Origin of the sequence: Clostridium puniceum, from assembly GCF_002006345.1 — a bacterium.
Taxonomy (GTDB): domain Bacteria; phylum Bacillota; class Clostridia; order Clostridiales; family Clostridiaceae; genus Clostridium; species Clostridium puniceum.
In genome coordinates this window covers 1-23,249 of the sequence record NZ_LZZM01000228.1, presented here as the reverse complement: position 1 = coordinate 23,249, position 23,249 = coordinate 1, and the positions used below count along the sequence as shown (strand labels likewise).

The 23,249-nt window shown below is 29.9% G+C and carries 10 protein-coding genes and 2 pseudogenes; 7 read left to right on the top strand and 5 right to left on the bottom strand.

All coding sequences use genetic code 11. The annotated features are described in order from the left end of the window. Positions 1-214: 214 nt before the first annotated feature. From CLPUN_RS29760 to CLPUN_RS24390, 4 genes and pseudogenes are all read right to left on the bottom strand, one after another. Positions 215-816, bottom strand: a pseudogene (locus tag CLPUN_RS29760) (FmdB family zinc ribbon protein); the annotation flags it as partial. 873 nt (positions 817-1,689) lie between these two features. Then, positions 1,690-2,172: a DUF2975 domain-containing protein gene (locus CLPUN_RS24405; protein ID WP_077849808.1), complete on the bottom strand. Its 483-nt coding sequence runs from the start codon at positions 2,170-2,172 to the stop codon at positions 1,690-1,692. 372 nt (positions 2,173-2,544) lie between these two features. Then, positions 2,545-2,769: pseudogene (locus tag CLPUN_RS28975) on the bottom strand (IS30 family transposase); the annotation flags it as partial. A 277-nt stretch (positions 2,770-3,046) separates the two neighbouring features. Beyond that, positions 3,047-3,328: a helix-turn-helix domain-containing protein gene (locus CLPUN_RS24390; protein ID WP_077849807.1), complete on the bottom strand. Its 282-nt coding sequence runs from the start codon at positions 3,326-3,328 to the stop codon at positions 3,047-3,049. Between the two features lie 336 nt (positions 3,329-3,664). On the opposite strand from CLPUN_RS24390, the gene CLPUN_RS24385 reads away from it, so the two are divergent. The 7 genes from CLPUN_RS24385 (at position 3,665) to CLPUN_RS24355 (ending at position 22,042) form a co-directional block, all read left to right on the top strand. Continuing rightward, positions 3,665-4,417 (top strand): thioesterase II family protein, encoded by a 753-nt coding sequence (locus tag CLPUN_RS24385; protein WP_077849806.1) that lies wholly within the window; start codon positions 3,665-3,667, stop codon positions 4,415-4,417. Between the two features lie 132 nt (positions 4,418-4,549). Continuing rightward, on the top strand, positions 4,550-4,705 hold the full coding sequence (locus CLPUN_RS24380; protein WP_207652756.1) for a hypothetical protein: 156 nt from the start codon (positions 4,550-4,552) through the stop codon (positions 4,703-4,705). A gap of 11 nt (positions 4,706-4,716) precedes the next feature. Next, positions 4,717-6,315 (top strand): (2,3-dihydroxybenzoyl)adenylate synthase, encoded by a 1,599-nt coding sequence (locus CLPUN_RS24375; RefSeq protein WP_077849804.1) that lies wholly within the window; start codon positions 4,717-4,719, stop codon positions 6,313-6,315. A gap of 13 nt (positions 6,316-6,328) precedes the next feature. Further along, complete coding sequence (locus CLPUN_RS24370; protein ID WP_077849803.1) at positions 6,329-13,981, top strand: non-ribosomal peptide synthetase; 7,653 nt, start codon at positions 6,329-6,331, stop codon at positions 13,979-13,981. A gap of 25 nt (positions 13,982-14,006) precedes the next feature. Further along, positions 14,007-19,442, top strand: coding sequence for a non-ribosomal peptide synthetase (locus CLPUN_RS24365; RefSeq protein WP_077849802.1), 5,436 nt, complete (start codon positions 14,007-14,009; stop codon positions 19,440-19,442). A 57-nt stretch (positions 19,443-19,499) separates the two neighbouring features. Beyond that, positions 19,500-20,579: a Gfo/Idh/MocA family oxidoreductase gene (locus CLPUN_RS24360; RefSeq protein WP_077849801.1), complete on the top strand. Its 1,080-nt coding sequence runs from the start codon at positions 19,500-19,502 to the stop codon at positions 20,577-20,579. Positions 20,580-20,581: 2 nt separating this feature from the next. Continuing rightward, on the top strand, positions 20,582-22,042 hold the full coding sequence (locus tag CLPUN_RS24355; RefSeq protein WP_077849800.1) for a thioester reductase domain-containing protein: 1,461 nt from the start codon (positions 20,582-20,584) through the stop codon (positions 22,040-22,042). Positions 22,043-22,065: 23 nt separating this feature from the next. Here the strand turns inward: CLPUN_RS24355 and CLPUN_RS24350 are convergent, their stop codons facing one another. Further along, entirely contained in the window at positions 22,066-23,058 is a 993-nt protein-coding gene (locus CLPUN_RS24350) for a helix-turn-helix domain-containing protein (RefSeq protein ID WP_143329128.1), read from the bottom strand. Positions 23,059-23,249 lie beyond the last annotated feature (191 nt).

Sequence of the window (23,249 nt, the reverse complement as noted above, 5' to 3'; positions counted from 1 at the left end):
TCTGAATAAATATTTGTTTGTATAATCATAATTACCTCCGTTAAATCTTGAGTAATTATAATTTATAAAAACTAAATTGTACATTCTTATATGATCATTTCCTTACATTCTTATCGTATCATTTATAACTTGTACTTTAACTTCAGATATTACTTTTGATTTTCTAGGCAAAATAAAATACCCCCTTTATAGAAACAGTTTTATTATTTTAACTGTCTACTGTAAAGGGAGCATATCAATATAGTGGAGTTTATATTTATATTTCTCAGAAGGTTTTATATCACTAGGAATTCTTTTAAGACCATCTAAGTAGTATGAACATCTAGGATTTGTGCATTTATGAATGCGAAAATGCTTACGGTCTTTCTTTTGAGAAAGAGTATGACCACAATGAGGACATACAAGTACTATAGGCTTAGTAACATAATTACTTCTGTTGAAATTTTGCCCACAAACTTTACATTGGAACTGACCTCGATTGCCGTTATTATCGTAGATATAATGGTGAGGTGCACTACACTTTGGGCAGATAGTTTCATTAGGAATACACTTACCGTTCCGTCGTTGGACGGGTTTTACTACCTTGTTATATTTGTGCTTTTAATAAGCTAAAAGAAACTGATAGTCAACTTTTTCAAAACGAATAATTTTAGGAGGAAGTTTGTCTACTTTAAATTTTTGATATTCTGGGCTGTTAGAATCATCAAAAGCCCATTGATTTAAAGGAATATTCTTTGAAATAAACAAAACAAGTTTATAAATAGTTTTAACTAAATATTGATTATATAAAAGTAAATAAGTTATAATTGAATCCATAACAATGACCTTTCTTTTGATGTTGTTTTGGTGTTGAGGAACTCAATTATAACATGAAATTAGGGGGGCATTGTTTTTTTGTACAAAAAACGCTCGAACCCTTGATATATAAAGAAAAAATTAAGAAGAGTAGTGTAAATACTTTACACTAACAAAGAAATTGTAGAGGCAAATAGATGAAAATTAAACATTAGAAATTTTATATTCTTTAGTAGTTATTAAGTCCTTGTTACTTTTTTTTCTTAAATCATGAATCATCAACACTATTCATTAATATAACCAATAAAAAAAGGATCATATAAAAATATGATCCAACTTAAAAATAGTAAAGAAACTTGTAATTCAATATTATTATATTAAATACTTTCAATAAATGCTTAAGAGCAGTAATTAGAATGAAATAATATTAATTTAAATCAAATCAAAAATACTTATTTAATAATAATTTGAATACACAAAATCATAAAACAGTATTTAGTTTGTATTAAAAATTTTTAGCAACTCAAAATTCTACCACACTATATTGTATAAAACTATATTAAAAGTGCTACTTTTAATATAGCAGTTATTGAATATTTTTAATAGTAATATAATATATATAGAAAGAACGGAAAGCTTCTTGTTAGTTGTATCCTTTTTAAATAAAAAAAGATGCAGTCATTAATTTGGCTGCATTTTTTGTCCAAATGAAAAGGCAGAGCCGAAGCTCCACTAGTCCATTGGGAAATATAATTTTAACATATATAAATTCATAAAGAAGAGATAGTATTTAGGTGGTGAGTAAAATACTATCTCTTTTGTATAATTAGTAGGTAAAGTGTGTCGTAACTTGTTTCATAAAAAGAACCTCCCTAATTGAATTTTATAAAAACATTAATCATTTTCTGGTTTTGTATCTAGAATATTTTTTAATAGCTTTTGAAGCACGTCCACAATAGCTGTGATGATACTTGTTGCTAAAATACCCATTAGACTTAATGATATAGGACCTGCTGGGTCATCTCCTGTGACTTTAGCAATTACCTTTAAAGTTACTGTCCCTAACACTATGAAGAAGATAGTTGTTAAACTACATTTCTTTATGACCTTAAAAGATTTAAGTGATAACTCGGAGAAAGCATTATTCCTTTCAATATAAGTTAATAGTTTAAAAGCTTGATACAATGCAACAGAAAATGCAATACAGCATCCATACGCATATCCTAATAAGGGATATAGCGAGTAGACCCCTGGATGTGCTTTTGGTTCTCTAATGGCTAGTACAGGTAACCCAAAGATACATAAAGTAAGCACCGCAATTCCAAGCAGAAAAATAATTACCTTTAAGAAAGTGGTTGAGCCTTGTTTAACATTCATTTAAAGCACCTCATTAAATTATTTATAAAATAATTTTAGTATATATCTTATCGTTTTACAATAAATTTATATCGTATTTTACTATATTATTATTGTTATTATACTCAATAGTAAACCGAGATGCCAGTTTGTAAATTGAAATGCAATATTTGTAACTGATAACTAAATATTTGTAAATGAAACGCAACTTTTGAAAGCTAAAAGCCACATTTGTAATCTAAATGCAACTTGATTTTTTGGTTTTTCTCCTGTATTATTTAAAAAAATAGGCATGCTAACTAGAGGTCAATTCCCTCTCGATTTTTTTGTAATCGGAGAATCCACCGCTGTTTTATAATCATATGGATTAGCTGGCGGCACTGTTTTAAATTTTTATTTTTTGAGAAGAAGTGGTTTCAACATAATGTCACTGGCTGCTACCGGTGCACATCCTAACCTTTGTAAAATTTCGTCTCCGTGGTAAAAGCTGAACGTTTCGTATGGGCTACGGTTGTTCAGTTTTTTTTTATAGGAATTAATGTGGTTCATAATAAGCGTTATATCTTTCTGTATTAGATGATTGAAGCTGCTTCCCTTAGGAAGAATTCGCCGAATCAGCTATTTCATCAATTTGTCCGCGAAGAAATTCCTTAGTCATGTTCATGATGTAGTCTATATAAGGCTGACTTACTGCTGTGTTCCTCCTTCGGGTTAGTTTCGGTTGTATTTATTTTACACTTAAGCTGTACTTTATCTCCACATGGTAAATATTCTTCAAGTACAGAATTGTTGGATGCAAAATTAATATTAGGTAACTGGCAGAAAATATACTTCAGATACTTATATGCATCTGAAGTATATTTTCTGCCAATTTAAGTTTGATGCGTCCTGAAATTTATTCAGGAAACCAATGAACATTTAACTTTTCTTGTATATAATTTACTAACGAAGCGTTAACCATCTTACAATAAGGCTTGCATTTAGTTCTTCTAATTTGATATTTATCTTGAGCTGTATGAGCACTATATTTTCCATTAAGATTATTTCTTTTTATTTCTCTCAAAATACTTGATTTATTCCGATTAAGTTCTTTGGCTATTTTAGATAAACTCCATCCTAAATTTAAATATTCTATTATATAACAACGTTCATTTATAGTAATATGTTTATAACACATATAGTCATGTCCTTTAAAGTGGTTTTCTAGTAATTATTACTTTAACATGAACGTGGTCTTATGGGTTATTTTTTTGAAATTAATTAATGTTGTATTTGATATTATAATCTATTAAGTAAAAAAATTACCTAAATATAAAAAAGTTGACAGTTAAGTAATAAAGATGTAGAATTAAGATGAAAATGAGAATTATTATCATTTGAGACTGTTGGAGAATTTTTAAATTTGAGGGAAAAGTGATTTGTTTTAAGGCAAATGTATTTTTGTGAATAAAAATGTAATTGTTTCAAAATAGACAATTAATTGAAAATATAACAAGGAGGAATTTTAAATCCAATGAGAGATTTAATTAAGAATTGTAAAAATATAGATATAAGCAAAACTATTATGTTTTGCTTTCCTTTTGCAGGAGTAGGTGCTGCATACTTCAACAGATGGATAAAATATTTTAAAGATGATATAGTAGTCTGTCCTATACATTTACCAGGAAGAGAAGAAAAGATTATGGAAGATCCATATGTGAATATGGAATTATTAATTGATGATTTATTTGAGGAAATAAGTAATTACAGTAGTAATAATATAATTTTATTTGGACATAGCATGGGTGCTAAAATAGCTTATGAAATTGCAAAGAAATTAGAGCTTGCATCATATCCAGCAAAACAGCTTATTATATCTGGAAGCAGAGTACCGCATATTCCAGAATCTAATCCTATTTATAATTTACCAGATGAAGAATTTATAAAAGCTATAGTGCGCTTTGATGGAACACCTAAAGAGATTCTTTATAATAAGGAACTATTGAAATTCTTCTTGCCTATGTTAAAAGCAGATTTTACTATGGATGAAAAATATCATACAACTGAAGTTGTTAAGCTGTCATGTCAAATTACTGCTTTTGGGGGGATTTCAGATAAAGAAGCAGATGAAGAAGCAATGAAAGAATGGAAGGAGTATACAAAGTCAAATTTTAAAATTTTTATGTTTGAAGGAAAACACTTTTTTATAAGAGATAAAGAAGCAGAAATTCTTAACATAATTTCACAGGGAATAAGAGGTTTTAAAAAATTAGGGGAAATAGAATGAAATTGAAATTTTTTAGGAATAAGGATTTATTTTAGCTACCTCAGATACAATTAGAAGAACAAGAGACTCATGGATGAATAATTTGCTGGAAAGATATTGTTTGTTGGATTAACAGTAATAAAAGTGTTCTTAATGATAAAGAACTTAAAAAGGCAGATAAATTTAAATAGTTTTTGTATTAGAGATGATGGAATTTATAAAGATGATAGTAAATTAGATTGTTATAATATATTTATTTTTAGAGCAGCTTATTTATATACAGCTGCACTTGTTGTAAGTAATAGATAAGGAGGAAAAGTATGAATTATAAAAAAAGATATATCAAAGATTTATCTAGTTATGAAAATCTAGAAGGATGGGAAAAGAAGACGTTAGGTGAACATTTAAAAGAATGGGCTGAAAGTTATGGCGATAAAACTGCAATTATTGTTGGAGAAGAAGAAGCTGCTTATGCTGAGCTTCATCAAAAATCTTCTGAAATGGCATATGGATTTTTAGATTTAGGAATTCAAAAAGGAGATACTGTAGTAGTTCAGATTCCAAATAGTATTTCATTTGTTGTAACATTATTTGCTTTGGTAAAAATAGGAGTTATTCCAATTTTGGCCTTACCGGCATATAGAGAAGCAGAATTAACAAACATTATAAAACTGGCAGAACCATCTGCATATATTGTTGCCGATAAATATCTTGGATATGACTATCTTCCCATGGCAGAAATGCTAAAGAAGAACTGTAGCTGTTTAAAGCATGTAATTGTTGATGGAGAAGCAGCAGGAAATTTAAAAATAGAAGATGTTAAGGGTATAGAAAGAGAACTCCCACAAGTAGATGCATATAGTACTGCGATTCTTCTTCTTAGCGGAGGCACAACAGGAATTTCTAAATTAATTCCTAGAACTCATGCTGATTATATATATAATGCACGTATGTGCGCAGAAAGATGTAATCTAGATAAAGAAAGTGTTTATTTAGCATCACTTCCAGTTATGCATAATTTTGCATTGAGTTGTCCAGGATTAATAGGAACTTTAGATAAAGGAGCGACTGTAGTACTTTGTAAAAATACAAGTCCCGATGAGATTCTTGAATCAATTACAGAGAAAAAAGTTACTATTACTGGACTAGTACCAGTTATGGCTACTGTATGTATGGAAATGTTGAATTTTGATGATGAATATGATATTTCAAGTTTGAAAATTTTACAAATTGGTGGAGCAATGCTGGAAGATACAATGGCAGATAAGATTATTAGAGAATGGTCATGTAAGTTGATGCAGGTATTTGGAACTGCAGAAGGATTAGTATGTTTTACAAGTTTAGATGATCCTGATGAAATTATAGCTAGATGTCAGGGAAAACCAATATCTCCTGCAGATGAGATAAGAATTGTAGATGAAAATGATATTGATGTTGAAGATGGAAAATACGGAGAATTACTTTCTAGAGGTCCTTATACAATAGATAGTTATTTTATGGCAGAAGAAGCAAATGCTAAAAGTTTTACTAAGGATGGCTTTTATCGTACAGGTGATAGAGCAATGAGAACAAAAGAAGGTAATCTGCGTATGGGAGGAAGACTTAAAGAACAGATTAATAGAGCAGGAGAAAAAATAATGCCAGCAGAAATAGAAGCATATCTTTGCAGACATGAAGATATTCGTGAAGTGGCAATAGTAGGAATCCCAGATGAAGAGCTTGGAAACAGAAGCTGTGCATTTATTATGACAGAAGAAGATAAAGATATAAATTTAAATGATATTCATAACTTTCTAAGAAAATTAGGAGTTGCTCAATATAAATATCCAGATCAGTTAGAAAGTATAGAGAGCTGGCCTTTAACTAAAATAGGTAAAATTGATAAAAAAGCATTAGCTAAAATGATTATAGAAAGATAAATAGGTGATATTTATGGAATATATAGAACTTAAAGAACAAATAAAGAAAAAATTAGCTATTCCAAAAGATTTTGATGAGAATGAAAATCTTTTGAAATTAGGTTTGAATTCACTAAAAATAATGAGATTAGTAAATCAGTGGAGAAGGAAAGGAATTCGAGTTTCTTATGGAGAGCTCATGGAAAATCCTACATTAAATAATTGGTGGAACATTATTGCAACAAAATCAGAGAAAGTAGAAACAATAAAAAAAGTACAATATCATTTGGAAAGACTTAAACCATTTCCATTAACAGATGTTCAATATGCTTATAAAATAGGAAGATCGGATGCACAGGAACTTGGCGGAGTTGGATGTCATGCATATTTAGAATTTTCAGGAGAAAATGTAGATCCTTTAATGCTGGAAAAAGCATGGAATATTCTTCAATATCATCATACTATGCTTAGAGCAAAATTTTTAGAAGATGGTACACAGAAGATTATGGATAAACCATATGATGAACATATTGTAATTAAAGATTTACGAGAGAGTTTAAATTTTGAAAAGGAACTAATAGAGATAAGAGATTTATTATCTCATAGGAAATTAAAAGTAGAAGAAGGACAGGTTGCTGGACTTGCATTTAGCCTGCTTCCAAATGGAAAGACAAGAATTCATTTTGATTTAGATTTATTAGTAGCAGATGTTCAGAGTTTGCAGATATTATTGAGAGATTTATCTTTAGCATATATGGGAAAGAGCCTTCATAAGGAATCTAAAGATTGGAGCTTTGCAAGATATTTAGAAATACAAAGTAAAGAAGATGAATATGAAAAAGAGAAATCTGAGAAGTATTGGAAAGATAGAGTTAAAAACTTACCATTTGGTCCAGAGATTCCAATAGCAAAAGAACCTGCGGAAATTGAAAACGTCAGATTTAATAGAAGAATTATTAAGATAGAAAAAGATGAATGGGATATTTTACAGCAAAAAGCTATGGAAAAACATGCAACACCTGCGATGCTTCTGCTGTCTTCTTACGCAATGGTTTTGGAACGCTGGGCTAAAACAAAACACTTTTTAATTAACATTCCGCTGTTTAATAGAAAAACAGAACATGAAGGATTGGAAGATGTTGTTGCTGATTTTACAACTTTGCTGTTATTAGAAGTAGATATGAGAAAAAAACAGACATTTCTAGAACTCTTAGATACAATTCAAAAACAAATACATAAGGATATGAAATACACAGCATATTCAGGAGTGCAGGTTCAAAGAGACATAGCACAAGTATATGGTGAAAATCAAAACATAGCCCCTATTGTATTTGCATGCAATTTAGGGAATCCATTATTAACTAAAGATTTTAAGAATAATTTTGGTGACCTTTCCTATATGATTTCACAAACACCAGGAGTATGCATGGATTTCCAGGTATACGAGGAAGAAAATGGATTAATGCTGACTTGGGATATAGTAGATGAACTTTTCCCAGAAGGTATGATAGATGATATGTTTAATAGTTTTGAAGAATGCCTTCATAAACTAAGTACAGAAGACTGGGATCAATATTTTGATGTTATGCCACAATATCAAAAAGAGTTTGTAGATAGACAAAAAGGCATCATACCATTAAAAGAAGAAAAATGCTTATATGAAGATTTTCTTAAAAATGTAAGAGAATATCCAGATAAGACTGCAATTATTGATACAGGTGAGAATATAGAACTTTCTTATGCAGAACTTGAAAAATATGCTTTATCTATTGCTGCATTTATTGTAAAGAATAATATAAGTAAAAAAGCAATTGCGATTTCACTCACAAGGGGATATAGACAGGCGGCAGTTGCTTTAGGAATATTATTATCTGGAAATTTATATGTTCCTGTCAGTTTAAATCAGCCAAAAGAAAGAAGAAAATTAATTCATGAAAAAACAGAAATATATTATGCAATTACTGATGAAAATAAATTTAATTCTGTTGAATGGCCACAGGATACTGAAATATTCAAATTTGAAGAACTTATAAAAGAAGAGCCATTATGTGAGATACCAAAGATATCGCCAGAAGATTCTGCGTATATCATCATGACATCTGGAACTACTGGTTTTCCTAAAGGTGCAGAAATATACCATAGAGGAGCAAGTAATACAATTACAGATATAAACAAAAGATTTGATATTACTAAAAAAGATAAAGTATTGGGTGTTTCATCTATGGATTTTGATTTATCTGTATATGATTTATTTGGAACATTAAGCAGTGGCGGAACTCTAATTATGATTTCAGAAGAAAAAAAAAGAGACGCACAATTCTGGCTGCAGCAGGTTATGAAATATAATATAACCATATGGAATTCAGTGCCAGTACTATTAGATATGTTATTAATTCAAGCAGAAGCTGAGAATAAAAAGCTGCCATTAAGAAGAATTATGCTTTCAGGTGACTGGATAAGCTTGGATCTTCCAGAACGTGTTTCAGGAGTAAGCGATAATTGTAAATTTATTGCTATGGGAGGAGCAACAGAAGCAAGTATATGGTCAAACTACATGGATGTTAAACTTCCTATTCCTAAAAGTTGGACTTCTATTCCATATGGAAGACCACTGGCATATCAGTCATATAGAATTGTGGATGAAAATGGTATGGATGTACCATTTTTAGTTGAAGGAGAGCTTTGGATTGGGGGAGCGGGTGTAGGAACATATCGTGGTGATGATGAATTAGTTAAAAAGAAATTTATAAAGGATTCATATGGAATATGGTATGGAACTGGAGATAAAGGACGTTTTTGGAATGATGGAACAATAGAATTTCTTGGACGTGAGGACTTTCAAGTAAAAATACGTGGACACAGAATTGAATTAGGAGAAATAGAAGCATTATTAAAATCTGTCAGTGGTATTAATAATTCTGTAGTAGAATCTTCAGATGGAAGTATTGGAGATAAACATTTAATTGCATATCTGCAGACAGATAATAAAAAGGAAGCGCCTCTTTACTTAAAAGATGAGATTATGCAGCAGAAAATAAATAAAAAGTGGAATGAAATATCGGATGTAGATGTGCAGTCATACGATAAGAAAGAATTTGATAATGCTTTAAAATATGGTGAATGGAAAGCATGCCAGGCTATGTTAGAGACTCTGAAGATATTGGAAATTTTTAAATCTGGAGAAGAATATTTATTTGATGAAATTATCAATCAGGGGAATATTTCCAAAGTGCAGAAGGAAACTCTTAATTCTTGGTTAAAAGCTTTAGTTCAATATGGTTTCATCAATGAAAATAGAGGCAGATATTCTATAGCAGAAGATGTAACTGAAATACATGTAGAAATGAAGGAAGATTTAAAAAAAGTAGATTCATATGTGGATAGATTAAAACAACATCTTCCAGAGCTGATGCAGGGAAGAAAAAATCCTTTGGAAGTTTATTATGAAGATAATAAAAAATTATCACCTAATAATTTATTAGATCAGCTTCCAGGAACAGAAGATACAGCTAATGTCTTAATTGATGCGATAGAAAAGTTAATAGATAATTCACAAGAGAAAGTTAGAATATTGGAAGTAGGAACCAGAGACATAAAAATAACAAAAATGATTTTAGATACATTAAAAGATAAGAATGTTGAGTATGTATATGCAGATTCTTCTGTATTCTTTGTAAATGAAGCAAAACAATTGGAAGCTGAATATCCGATTACAAAATTTCAAGTATTAGATTTAGAAAAAGAACAGTTTTGTTTAGAAGATGAACATCAATATGATTGCGTAATTGCAGTAAATTCAATTCATAGGATGAACAATCTAGATTTTGTTTTGAACAATATAAAGAAATTATTATCTTTTGATGGAGTATTTATAATGATTGAGTTAACAATAAAGACTTATTTACAAGATATTACTGCATCTATTCTTGAGTCAGGGAAAGAAAATGTAAGAGATTCTTTAATATTAAATCATGAACAGTGGAAAAATGTTTTAGAGAACAATGGATTTCTTAAAATCTCTGTATATCCAGAAAATTCAGCGTTAAGTGGTAGAAATGTATTTATATCTATGTCAGAGGAATCAGTATATATTTTGAATAATGAATATATAATAGATTCAATAAAAGAAAAACTTCCAGAATATATGATTCCTAAGGTATATCATTCTTTAGAAAAGATACCATTAAGCAAAAATGGAAAAATAGATAGAAAAACTCTAAGAGCATTGAGTACAAAAACTCAAGAAGTATCTATAAAAGAAGAACCTACGACAAAAAGTGAAAAAGAGCTTTGTGATATATGGAAGGAAATTTTTAAGTTAGGTGAGATAGGAATTTTAGATAATTATTATTTACTTGGAGGAGATTCTTTAATTGCAACTAAAATGCTCACTAAGATTAAGGAAAAATTTAAAGTAGCATTTTCAATTAAAGATCTTATGACATTAAAGACTATTAAAGAACAGGCGAAACATATTGATGAACTTTTAGAAGATGATTCTAAAGTGGAAGAACAGGGACTTCCAACAGTTATTCCAGATAAAGAACATGAAAATGAACCATTTGCATTGACAGAAGTACAACAGGCTTATTGGATTGGCAGAAGTGGAATGTATGATTTAGGACAAGTTTCAACTCATTGTTATTTTGAATTAGATGGGGAGGATATTAATATTATTAAATTACAGTCTGCTTGGAATGACATGATTAAACAACATGGAATGATGCGTGTAATTATACTTGAAAATGGTCAGCAGCAGATATTAAAAAGCGTTTCTGAATATAAGATACCTGCAGTGGATTTATCAGAATTTAAAGAAGATTCTATGAAAAATGAATTAAAAAAAATCCGTAGAGAAATGTCTCATCAGGTAATTGCAACTGAAACGTGGCCATTATTTGATGTAAGAGCAACTGTAATGAAAGATAGAAAAATCAGAATACATGTAAGTTTTGATAATTTAATTTTTGATGGATGGAGTATGTTTCGTTTATTAGATGAATGGGCAAAGAGGTATCGTGGAGAAATTGGTCAAATACCTAAATTAGAAGTTTCTTTCAGAGATTATGTTTTAGGGTTAGAAAAAATAAAAGATTTAGGTGTATATGACAAAGATAAAGCTTATTGGTTAGGTAGAATTGATAATTTTGCATCAGCACCAGAATTACCTTTATATAAAAATGAAAGTGAAATTGTTGAGCAGAAATTTACCAGAAGAACTGCTTATCTTAATAGAGAAGAGTGGCAGAGCTTAAAAAATTCGTCTAAGAAATATGGTATTACACCAGCCGTATTATTAATTACAGCTTATACAGAAACATTGAGAAAATGGAGCATTAATCCAGAGTTTACTCTTAATTTAACACAATTTGATAGAAAACCGATTCATTCACAAGTTAATGATCTGGTAGGAGATTTTACTACATTGACACTTTTAGAAGTTAAAAATAGTAAAGAAGAAAATTTTATAAAACGAGCAGAGGTAGTTCAAAATCAGCTTATGGAAGATTTGGAACATACTTTTTATAGTGCTATAGAAGTTGAAAGAGAATTAAAAAGAAAAGATGGTAATACAACAGGTTCGATTATGCCAATAGTATTTACCTGTGGACTAGGTGTTGATCAGTGGAACGAAGGCAAATGGGTAGGAAAATTAGTATATAATATCAGCCAGACACCACAGGTATGGTTAGACCATCAGGTAGTAGAAAGTGATGGCGGATTAGGGCTTTTCTGGGATAGCGTTGATGAATTATTCTATCCAGGAATGCTTGATGAAATGTTTAAAGCATATACAGAACTTTTAAAAGACTTATCAGCTCATCAGGATAAATTAATAGAGAAATCTGTAAGTTTAATTGATGTTCCTATATCAGAAGCACGTAAAAATGCCAATGAAACAGAAAAGAATTTTGAAGACAAGTGTCTGGATGAATTGTTCTTAGAAATGGAACATAAATTCCCAGAGAGGATAGCAGTTGTAAATAAAGAATTTAGATTAACTTATAGAGAAGTTAAAGAAAAGTCATTATATATATGCAGACAATTACAAGAAGCTCAGGTAGAAAGTGAAGAATTAACAGCTGTTCTAATAGAAAAAAGCTGGCATCAGATTATATCTGTTATGGGAATATTATTTGCAGGTGTAGCATATCTGCCATTAGATATTGAAAATCCAAGAGAGCGTTTGGAGAAAATTTTAACTGATACTAAAACAAAAAATGTTTTAGTAAAGAAAGAGTTTTTAGAAAAAAATAAATGGTTAAAAAAATGGACATGTATTGTTGTAGATGGAGAAGGCTGGGAAAAAGATAATTCAATTATTGCTAAGAAAAATACAAATTCTTTAGCATACACTATATATACTTCAGGAAGTACAGGTATGCCTAAAGGAGTTATGATATCACATAAAGGTGCTGTTAATACAATCCAGGATATTAATTCGAGATTTAATGTAAATGAAAAAGATGCAACTCTTGCAGTATCTAATCTACATTTTGATCTTTCTGTGTATGATGTTTTTGGAATGCTGGGAAGTGGTGGAAAATTAGTAATTCCAGATAGCGAGAAAGCCAAAGAGCCCAAGTATTGGATAGAATTGATGAATAAAGAATGCATTACTATATGGAACAGTGTACCTACTTTCGTTGAAATACTTACAGAATATGAATCTCATCAAAATAAACTCGTTAGAAAAGATCTTAGATTAATAATGATGAGTGGTGACTGGATAGCAACTTCGCTTCCTAAGAAGATAAGAGATATTTTTGATGATATAACAATTATTTCTATGGGAGGTGCAACAGAGGCAAGTATCTGGTCAAATATATTTGAAATTCCTAAAAATATCCCATCAGAATGGAATAGTATTCCATATGGCAAGCCATTATGTAATCAAAAATATTATATATTAGATTCAGGTTTAGGAAATTGTCCAGATTATGTTCCAGGAATACTTTATATTAGTGGTGCAGGTCTAGCAGAAGGCTACTTAAATGATAAAGAAAAAACAGCAGATAAATTTATATATCATCCACAAATTGGAGAAAGATTATATTGTACAGGCGATATGGGACGATACTGGAATGATGGAAATATTGAATTTTTGGGAAGAATAGATAATCAAATAAAAATTAATGGATATAGAGTAGAATTGGGGGAAATTGAAAATGCAATAATTAAGGCAGCTGGCATTAGTAAAGTAGCAGTAATGCCGATGTCAGATGCAGGAATGATAAGTATAGCTGCTTTTATAGAGACTGAAAATGAAGTAGATAATAAGTCATTTAAAGAGGAGTTAAGGCTATTAATCCCAGAATATGAAATCCCAAAGAATATTATTAAACTTGAAAAGTTACCATTATCTAATAATGGCAAGGTTGATAGGAAAGCATTAAATGAAATATGGCAGAAACAAAAGAAAGAGGAGATAGTATTACCTAGAACTGAAACAGAAAAAAATATTCTATCGGCCTTTGAAAAAGTATTATGCGCTAATATAGGAATTGAAAAAGGATTTTTTACAAGCGGGGGTGATTCACTTAAAGGAATAAGATTAGTTAATTTACTAAAAGAAGAATTGAATTATGAAGTTTCATTAAGAGAGATATACAAATATTCAACAGTTGAAAAATTAGCAGAATTTATAGAAGAAAAACAGGAAAATTTTGAAGAAGGTACATTATAAATAAGATTATATATAAGGAGAAGTTATGGATATAATTGAAATTATCGAAGAATGTATAAAAAGAGGAATACAATTATGGACAGAAAATGGAAGCTTACATTTTAAAAGTCCAGCAGGTGCATTAGACAAACAGTTAAAAGAAAATTTAAAGAAATTAAAACCAGAAATCATTAATTATTTAGAAGAACAGAAAAAAAATAAAATACAAAGTATGGAAGAGGAAAAATATGATGATTTTCCAATCACTGATATTCAGTCAGCATATTTAGTAGGACGAAATAAAGCTTATCTATATGGTGGAATTGGATGTAAGATATATTCAGAATTCATGACTAAATTTACAGATCGTGATAGATTTTTAGAAGCTGCAAATAAATTGATAGAACGTCATGAAATGTTAAGAGTTCACATAAGTAAAGAAGGAAAGCAGAGTTATTTAAAACAGTTAGTAGAAAAGCCTGTATGTGTTTATGATTTATCTGATGAATCCCAGGAGGAAAAAGATAATATAACAACAGAGATTAGAAATAAGATTAAATTTAAACAATATGATCCACAAAAGGATGTTTTATTTGATATTGGTCTATGTATATTAAATGATACTGAAGGAATTTTATATTTATCATTAGATATGCTTATTGGTGATTTTGTAAGCATAGATATAATTATAAAAGATTTGAAAAAGCTATATGAAGGAGAAAAATTAGCACCTTTAACTATAACTTTTAGAGATTTTATAATGTATAAAAATAAAGAAAAGAAAACTATGGAATTTCGCAGTATGTATGAAAATGATAAAAATTACTGGTTAAATAGAATAGATACACTGCCAACAGAATTAGAGCTGCCAAAGAATGAGCAGCAAGACATTATTGAAAGAGGCAGATTCTATCATAAAGAATATCTTATATATAATGAAGAATGGCAGAAAGCTGAAACATTATCTAGAAAATATGGTGTTACACTAACTTCAGTTATATTAGCGGCCTATTCTTCAGTACTTTCAAGATGGTCAAAAAATAAAGATTTTCTAATTAATATTACAACACTTAACCGTCCAGCTATTCATACTCAGATAAATAATATTATTGGAGATTTTACAACTACTACATTGTTTGAAGTAAAAAATTCTAAAGGTTTATCATTTATCGATAAGGTTAAAGCTGTACAAGAACAGCTATTTGAAGATTTAGAACATAATTTATTTAATGGTGTAAGCGTACTTAGAGAATTAAATAGAAAGAATAAAGGAAGTCTTGCGCCATATGTATTTACAAGTACTATTGGAGAAGATTCAAAAGAATCAGCTTTAAGCAAAGTTAAGCTGCTATATAAAATAAGCCAGACACCACAAGTTCTTATTGACTGTCAGATAAGCAGACAAAGTGAAGGTGTGATGATTAACTGGGATATTAGAGAAGGTGTATTTTTAAATGAAGTTATTGATGACATGTTTGAAGTATTTAAAAATACATTAACTAATTGCTTAAAAGATGATACAAACTGGGAAAAGGAGATAAATTTAAATCTGCCAGAAAGAACGCAATTAACACGTAAAAATGTAAATGCAACAGAAAAGGATTATCCAAAGGAAAATTTACTTTCAGGAATATATAATTCTTTTAGAACTCATCCCAAGAAGAGTGCAGTTATATTTGATGGACGTAGTTATTCTTACGAAGAAGTACAATCATATGCTGCTTTTATTCAAGGGAAATTAGAAAAGAATAGAATTCAGTCAGGAGATAGAGTAGGGATTTTACTTGAAAAAGGCATATGGCAGATAGCATCAGTTATTGCAGTGCTGTCAATGGGTGGAGTATATATACCAATAGATATTGCGCAGCCATGGAGCAGACAGGAAAAAATAATTGATCAGGCAGGCATAAAAATAAATATTGTTAAAGAAGAGATAAATGCTAAAAATACAAATAACATTTTGATTTCAAAAGAAGAGGTTATATCTTCTGCTAGAGAATTTAAATATAAAGAAATAGATCCAGAGATGGCGGCATATGTTATTTTTACATCAGGAAGTACTGGAACACCTAAGGGCGTAGGAATGTCACATGCAGCTGCAATGAATACTATAACTGATATGTGTGAGAAATTTAAAATTACATCTAATGATACTTTTTTAGGTCTTGCTAATTTATATTTTGATTTATCTGTATTTGATATATTTGCAGCTTTATCTGTAGGAGGCACATTAGTAGTATCATTAGAAAGCAGAAAAAAAGAAGTTTCTCAATGGGCAGCATTATGTCATGAAAATAATGTTACTATATTGAATATGGTTCCGGCTCAAATGGAGATGTACAACGCGTATCTTGAAGCTGATGATAAAAATTCAGACAATGTTTTGCGTTTAGTGCTATTGTCTGGAGACTGGATACCAGTAAATTTAATAAAGAAAATACATTCAAGATTTTTAAATACACAGTGCATAGCTCTTGGCGGAGCAACAGAAGCTGGAATATGGTCTATATACTATGAAACAGAAAAATTAGAATCAACAGATAAAAATGTGCCATATGGAATACCACTATCTAATCAGAAATTTTATATTTTAGATGAGAATGATAATTGTTGTCCTAATTATGTTATAGGTGAAATATGCATTGGTGGAGACAGCCTTGCAGAAGGTTACTTAAATGATGAAATTTTAACTAAAGAAAAATTTGAATTTGTATTATCAGTAGGTGAAAGAATATATAGAACCGGAGATTTAGGAAGATATAGAGCTGATGGTGCCATAGAGTTTATAGGAAGAAAAGATACTCAGATTAAAATCAATGGATATAGAGTTGAATTGGGTGAAGTGGAAAACGCCTTAAAGAAACATATGGAGATTGAAAATGCTGTTGTCTTAAAAGAAAGTGATACAAATCTTGTTGGATATGTAAAAACAGTAGAAAATACTAATGTAGAAGATAGATTAGAAGAAAGAACTATTGATGAAGGTAAAGAACTAGACATTGATTTTTCACAAGGTGATCTTAAAGCATGGATAGAAGAAGCAGATAAGACATCACTAAGTTATATTATAAAAACTTTATTACAAGCAGGGATTTTTAAAGATACTATGCACAAATATTCTTTTGGCGAGATTGGCAGAGCTTTAAATATTAAACCTAAGTATACTCAATTACTACATCGATGGTTAAATGCATTAATTAAGAATAGATTTATAAACAGTGATGGAAACTTATATTATACTGAAAAATGTTATTCAGCAGATATAGCAGAAGTACAAGAAGAAAAGTGGAGAGGAGTTGACAGAAAAATTCATTATAGTGATGTTATGATGAAATATATGCATGACTCTGCTTCTCTTTTAAAAGAAATTTTATGTGGAGAGATACATCCACATAACTTATTATTTCCACAAGGCAAATTGGATATAGCATATGCTACATATAAAGATAATGTTGTTAACAGCAATATAAATAAAGTTATTCAAATAGAAATTACAAACCACATAAAGAATATTCAAAAGAAAAAAGATGAAATAAGAATATTGGAAGTTGGAGCTGGAGTTGGAGGAGTAAGCTTAGAACTTATAAAGAACCTTAAAGAATATGATGTAGAATATTATTTTACTGATGTGTCTAACTTCTTCTTTAATGAAGCTAGAGAAAATTTAAAAGATTATCCTTGGGTAGTATATAAGCTATATGATATTAATAAAGCAAATTGGGAACAAGGATTTGGAAATGAAGAATTTGATGTTATAGTATGTGCAAATGTTTTACACAATGCCTCTGAATTAGGAAAGACTTTAAAAAATTTAAAAGATATGCTCTATATAGATGGAGAAATTCTTATTATAGAAGAAGTAAAAGAAAGATATGCATTATTAACATCTGTGGAATTTGAATTTGCAGAGACAGCACAAACATATGAAGATGGAAGAGATAGTTCAAATACAATATTTATTCCATATGAAGAATGGAATAATAAAGTTAAGGAATTAAATGGAGATATAGTATTAACTTATCCACGAAAGAATGATAAATTATATCCTTCTGGACAAGAGTTAATGGTAGTAGAGTTTAATGAAGAACATAAATTAAAAGATAAGAACATACAAGAATATTTAAAAAATCAAGTACCAGAATATATGGTTCCGGGAAAAATAATTTTCTTAAATGAATTTCCTATGACAAATAATGGAAAGATAGATAGAAAGATTCTAAAGAATTCATTATCTTACTATGAGGATCAAGTTAAGGAAAACACAATTCATGAAGAATTAGATAGTTTAGAATTACAGATTAAAAACATATGGTGTGAAGTTATTGGCTGCAAAAATATTAGAAAAGATGATGATTTTTACTCTATAGGTGGGGATTCGTTATTAGTATCTCAAGTTACTAGCAGAATGCTGCAGAAAATAAAGGAAGCAGAAGGCTGGGAATGGGATAGGCTGATGGTTGAGTTAATGAAAAATGCTACTATTAGTGGAATTGCTTCATCTTTAAGGGATAATAAAGACAAAAAAACAGAGTCTGTTCAGAGAAATTCTAATGTATCACCTTTAGTTAAATTTAAGGAAGCAGAAGGAATACCAGAAGTTACAAGAGTATTATTCCATGCTGGAACAGGTACTTTGAGTTCATATAAGGAATTACTTCCTTATTTAGCACAACAGTGCGCTGAGAATGAAAGCTTACTAGGATTTAATTTTGGTAATGCTGAAGATTATCTTAAGAGATCTATTGATACTTTGCTTATAGATTCTGCAAAATCATATGCAGATATTCTTATGGAGCAGGAAAGTCAGAAATTTGAGCTTATAGGATACTGTGTAGGAGGATGGATTGCTCTAGAAACAGCTAAGATATTAGTAGAAAAGGGAATTGAAGTAAGTAAAATTACAATTATAAGTTCTAGCTTATGCGGTCATAATTTTGATAATGATCTGCTTCTTGAAAGAGCATTCGGAATATCTATTGGTGCAGATGTAGAACGTGCAGAATATAGAGGAAGTAATAAAGATATTCAGGAAGCACTAAGCGTAATAAAAGCAGGTCATGAAGAGAGAGGAATTACAACTGAAGAATTATGTAATTTATCAGGAGAGCATAAAGAAATAGGAGCAGGATTTGAGAAGCTGAGTAAGATGAAACAGCGTGATAGATTAAAATACATTTATGAGACTTTGCCTAAGAGCGAAGATAGTGATGGCAATATAGAGATGTTTGAATTATTATATCGATTATTCAGCCATAGCTTTAGAGGGGCTATGCGTTATAAACCATCAGGATATGTAGGAGATGTTCATGCTATTTTTGTTGAAGATGATACAAAACACTTCTTCCCAGTTAAAAACATTAGTAATAAAGACTTATGGAGTGGTATTGTTCTTGGAAATCTGAAAATAGATTATATTCCAGGGGAGCACGGGAACTGCTTAAAGGAGCCTAATGTTAAAACTGTAGCAGAATTAATTAAATAATAAATGTTTTATTCATGAGCAGCCATAAATAATATGGCTGCTTAGGAAGGAGAAATTATGGATAACAGTAAAAAAAGCATGAAAATAATTGTTTGTGGAACAAATTTCGGAAGAATGTATTTAGAAGGAGTAAATATGCTTCGGGAAAGCGGGAAATTAGTAGGCGTACTATCTGGCGGAAGCAGTCAGTCACGAGCATGTGCTAATGAAAATGATGTGCCTCTTTATACAAGCGTTGATGAACTGAATAAAAGTATAGTAGATATAGTCTGTGTAGCTGTTAAATCTTCAGTTACAGGAGGAAACGGAACAGATATTGCGATTAAATGTTTAGAAAAGGGAATAAGTGTATTTCAAGAGCAGCCTGTACATTATGATGATGTATGGAAGTGCTATAAAACAGCTATCAAAAATGATTGTCATTATGCAGTTAATGGTTTTTATTCGAATGTTAATGCAGGAAAAACATTTATAGAGTACGGCAGAAAACTTCTTAAAAAGAGTAAAGCTCTATTTATAGATGCATCAAGTAGCGTACAGGTTTCATATCCATTAGTAGATTTATTAGGTAAACTTTTAGGTAGTGTTTCACCATATGAGATTAGGAAGATAAGTGAAAAAAATGATGTGATGACAGTTCTGGAAGGAAAAGTATGCAATATACCTTTAATAATAAAAGGCGAAAATAGAATGGTTGCAGAAGATTCTGATAATTATGCTTTATTATTTCATAAAATTATATTATATACTGAAAGTGGACAATTAATATTAGATAATTCTATTGGTATAGTGTTATGGGAACCAAGATATTACATTCCACATACTGAAGATGGAAGATTAGATTTTTATGGGGATAATCAATATTCTAAGATACCAGTTACTGAGATACTTAATAAACAAGATTTAAATAATTCCTATAAAGATATATATGAAAAAATATGGCCAGGGGGTATTGCTAATGCTTTAAAAGATTTCATATCAACAATGGATGCACCATTAAACAAAAAGGGTATGCAGTATAATCTTAATATATGCAAGTTCTGGAATCAAATTGGTAATGCTTTAGGTACTATTCAAATTATTAAAAAACCAGAAATAGTTTTCTTAAAAGCAGAAGATGTTAAGAAAGGAATTTAACTATGAATAAAGAATTACATTTAGAAAAATTAAAAGAAGATATGAAGGAAAAACTTAAAGCTATATGGGAAGAAACGTTAGAAAAAGATGATATTGGATATAAAGATAACTATTTTCTAATAGGAGGCAATAGCCTTACTGCAATTAAAATAATAAGAAAGATAAAAGAAGCTACTGGATATGGTAAAGAAATTCCTTTAACTTATATTTTTTCTTTTCCAACTATAGAAAAACTGGTAGATCAAATATTTAATCCAGAAGAGGCTGGTAAGAAGGTAATTAATATTACAGAAAAACAATTAAAAGATGAAGTGAAGATAGATTTACCATATGTTAATTATAATGGTAAATATGCTTTAGAGAATTGTTTATTAACTGGAAGCAGTGGGTATTTAGGCGGCTATATTCTAAGAGAATTACTTAAACAGACTAATATGCAGATTTACTGCCTTGTAAGAGGAAAATCTTATGAAGATGCAGAAAAGAAAATTAAGAAAAATTTAGACAGATTTAAAGTTTCAAATGAAGAGATAAAAAGAATACATATTGTTTTGGGCGATTTCGGAAAAAAGAATATGGGTATGTCAGAGAAGGAATATGAAGAACTATCTAAGAAAATAGACTCAGTATATCACAATGGAGCTTTAGTACATTTCTTATATAGTTATAAAGAGCTTAAGCAGAGTAATGTAGAAGGAACTAAAGAAATACTCAAATTTGCAGCCTTTAATAAAATTAAAGCAGTATTGTATGTTTCTACAATATCTATATTCTCTAAATTTGCAAAGAATAATCCTCAGGTTTTAGAAAATGAAAATATTGAAGATTCAGGAATACTTCCTATAGGATATACACAAAGCAAATGGGTAGCAGAAGCTCTTGTATGGAAAGCAAAAGAAAAAGGACTACCAGTAATGGTATTTAGAATTGGACATGTAATAGGAGATTCTGCTACAGGTGAATGCCATTCAGATGATTTTGTATTTAGAATTATAAAGAGTGTTTTAGATGTACATGCATATCCTAACATGAATGGTAAACTTGAGCCTATAACAGTTGATGATGTAGCAAAATCTATCGTAGCTATATCTAAGAGACAAAATAATTTAGGTCAAACATATCATTTAATAAATCCGAAGCCAGTATATTTTAATGATATAGTTAAGTGGGCAGAAAGTAAGAATATATTTCTTCAGCCGCTTCCAAAAAATAAATGGTTAAAAGAAATTGAAAAGCTGGAAAAAGCCTCTACGATTTTACCATTTATACAATTCTTTGATGATCAGTTCTGGAACGTATCTAAAAATTTAGAGTTTTCTGTAGAAAATACCAAGAGCGCTTTAGCTGAGCAGGATATATCTATTCAGGCAATTTCTGATACTATAATTGAAAGACATTATAACTACTTAAAAGATAAAGGTGAATTAGAAGCAATAGACCTTTATACAGTGGGTACAATCTAAGCAGACTTATATTTAATGAAATATTAAATTTCTTCAAGAACCTTTTTACGTCTATATTCTAGGGGAGACATATTATATTGTAGTTTAAATACAGAGGTAAATTTGCTTTGATTCATGTAACCTACCTGTTCAGAAATTTTAGAAATAGGCATTTTGGTTTTCTCAAGCATTTTTGCTGCTTCATTCATGCGTGCTTCTCTAAGGTATACAGAAATATTCTGTCCATAAATTCCACGAAAATAATTTTTTAAGCTAGTTTCACTTATAGAGAAAAGCTTTGCCAGCTCCCATGCTGGATGATGATGTTTTAAATCTGCTGTGATAATACGTTCTGTTTTTTGGGCTATTTTAACTTGAGTAGCAGTAAAAAAAGTTGAGGACTTTGCCGGTGGAATATGTTTTCTACATAGCAGCAGATCTAATAATTGTAGTGTATAAATCTTCATCATAAATATAGCATGGGCAGTATCTTCATCATATAATTTCCATATTTTTGTTAGGATATGTTTAATGTTTTCGCTGCATTGAGAAATGTAGGTTTTATCTAATAAACAATATAAGTCTGTAATTTTATTGATATTAATATTAAAAACATCATTAATATATGGAGCCAGTGTAGAAATAGTATGTATATCAATGAAAAATTCAAGCCCTTCATAAATTGTCAAAGGATAAGTATATTGTTTTTTTGCAGATTTTTTACTGATAGAGAATTCACCATCTTTTAGATAAACAAATGAATCATTATCTAAAAATAATTCACAACGGCCTGTGACACAATAATTTAAGAGCAATGGAGTATTTAAAGAATCATCCTGCTCTGATAGATCTGGTATGGGCCATGTTGGAGAATTGATAAAGATATATGCTATAGAAATGCCAGGAAAGATTGAAAAGAAAGTCATGGAGCCTTTATCATTATCTTGTTCCATGCAAAGTTCAATGCTGTCTGGATTCTTTTTTAAAGAAATACCAGGGATTTCTATACATTTTTTTATAATCTTATTTGTATTCACAAATATTCACCTTGTATAATGAACATGTATTAAAAATTCATTATACTTTTCCTTTCTTAATAATTTTTACTATACTTAACATAAGACGCTGTGGATTAGTTTTTTCACCTATAGCTAGACTATTTCAACTGAGGATATAACCACAGCTTTATGCTTATTTGTTAATTAGTTAGATAACGCATGACGTTTTA

What these genes read in the sequence shown, in the direction of transcription:
- CLPUN_RS24380 (WP_207652756.1), top strand. Translation starts at nt 4,550, where the DNA reads ATGATAAAGAACTTAAAAAGGCAGATAAATTTAAATAGTTTTTGTATT.
- CLPUN_RS24370 (WP_077849803.1), top strand. Translation starts at nt 6,329, where the DNA reads ATGGAATATATAGAACTTAAAGAACAAATAAAGAAAAAATTAGCTATT.
- CLPUN_RS24360 (WP_077849801.1), top strand. Translation starts at nt 19,500, where the DNA reads ATGGATAACAGTAAAAAAAGCATGAAAATAATTGTTTGTGGAACAAAT.
- CLPUN_RS24405 (WP_077849808.1), bottom strand. Translation starts at nt 2,172, where the DNA reads ATGAATGTTAAACAAGGCTCAACCACTTTCTTAAAGGTAATTATTTTT.
- CLPUN_RS24355 (WP_077849800.1), top strand. Translation starts at nt 20,582, where the DNA reads ATGAATAAAGAATTACATTTAGAAAAATTAAAAGAAGATATGAAGGAA.
- CLPUN_RS24390 (WP_077849807.1), bottom strand. Translation starts at nt 3,328, where the DNA reads ATGTGTTATAAACATATTACTATAAATGAACGTTGTTATATAATAGAA.
- CLPUN_RS24385 (WP_077849806.1), top strand. Translation starts at nt 3,665, where the DNA reads ATGAGAGATTTAATTAAGAATTGTAAAAATATAGATATAAGCAAAACT.
- CLPUN_RS24375 (WP_077849804.1), top strand. Translation starts at nt 4,717, where the DNA reads ATGAATTATAAAAAAAGATATATCAAAGATTTATCTAGTTATGAAAAT.
- CLPUN_RS24365 (WP_077849802.1), top strand. Translation starts at nt 14,007, where the DNA reads ATGGATATAATTGAAATTATCGAAGAATGTATAAAAAGAGGAATACAA.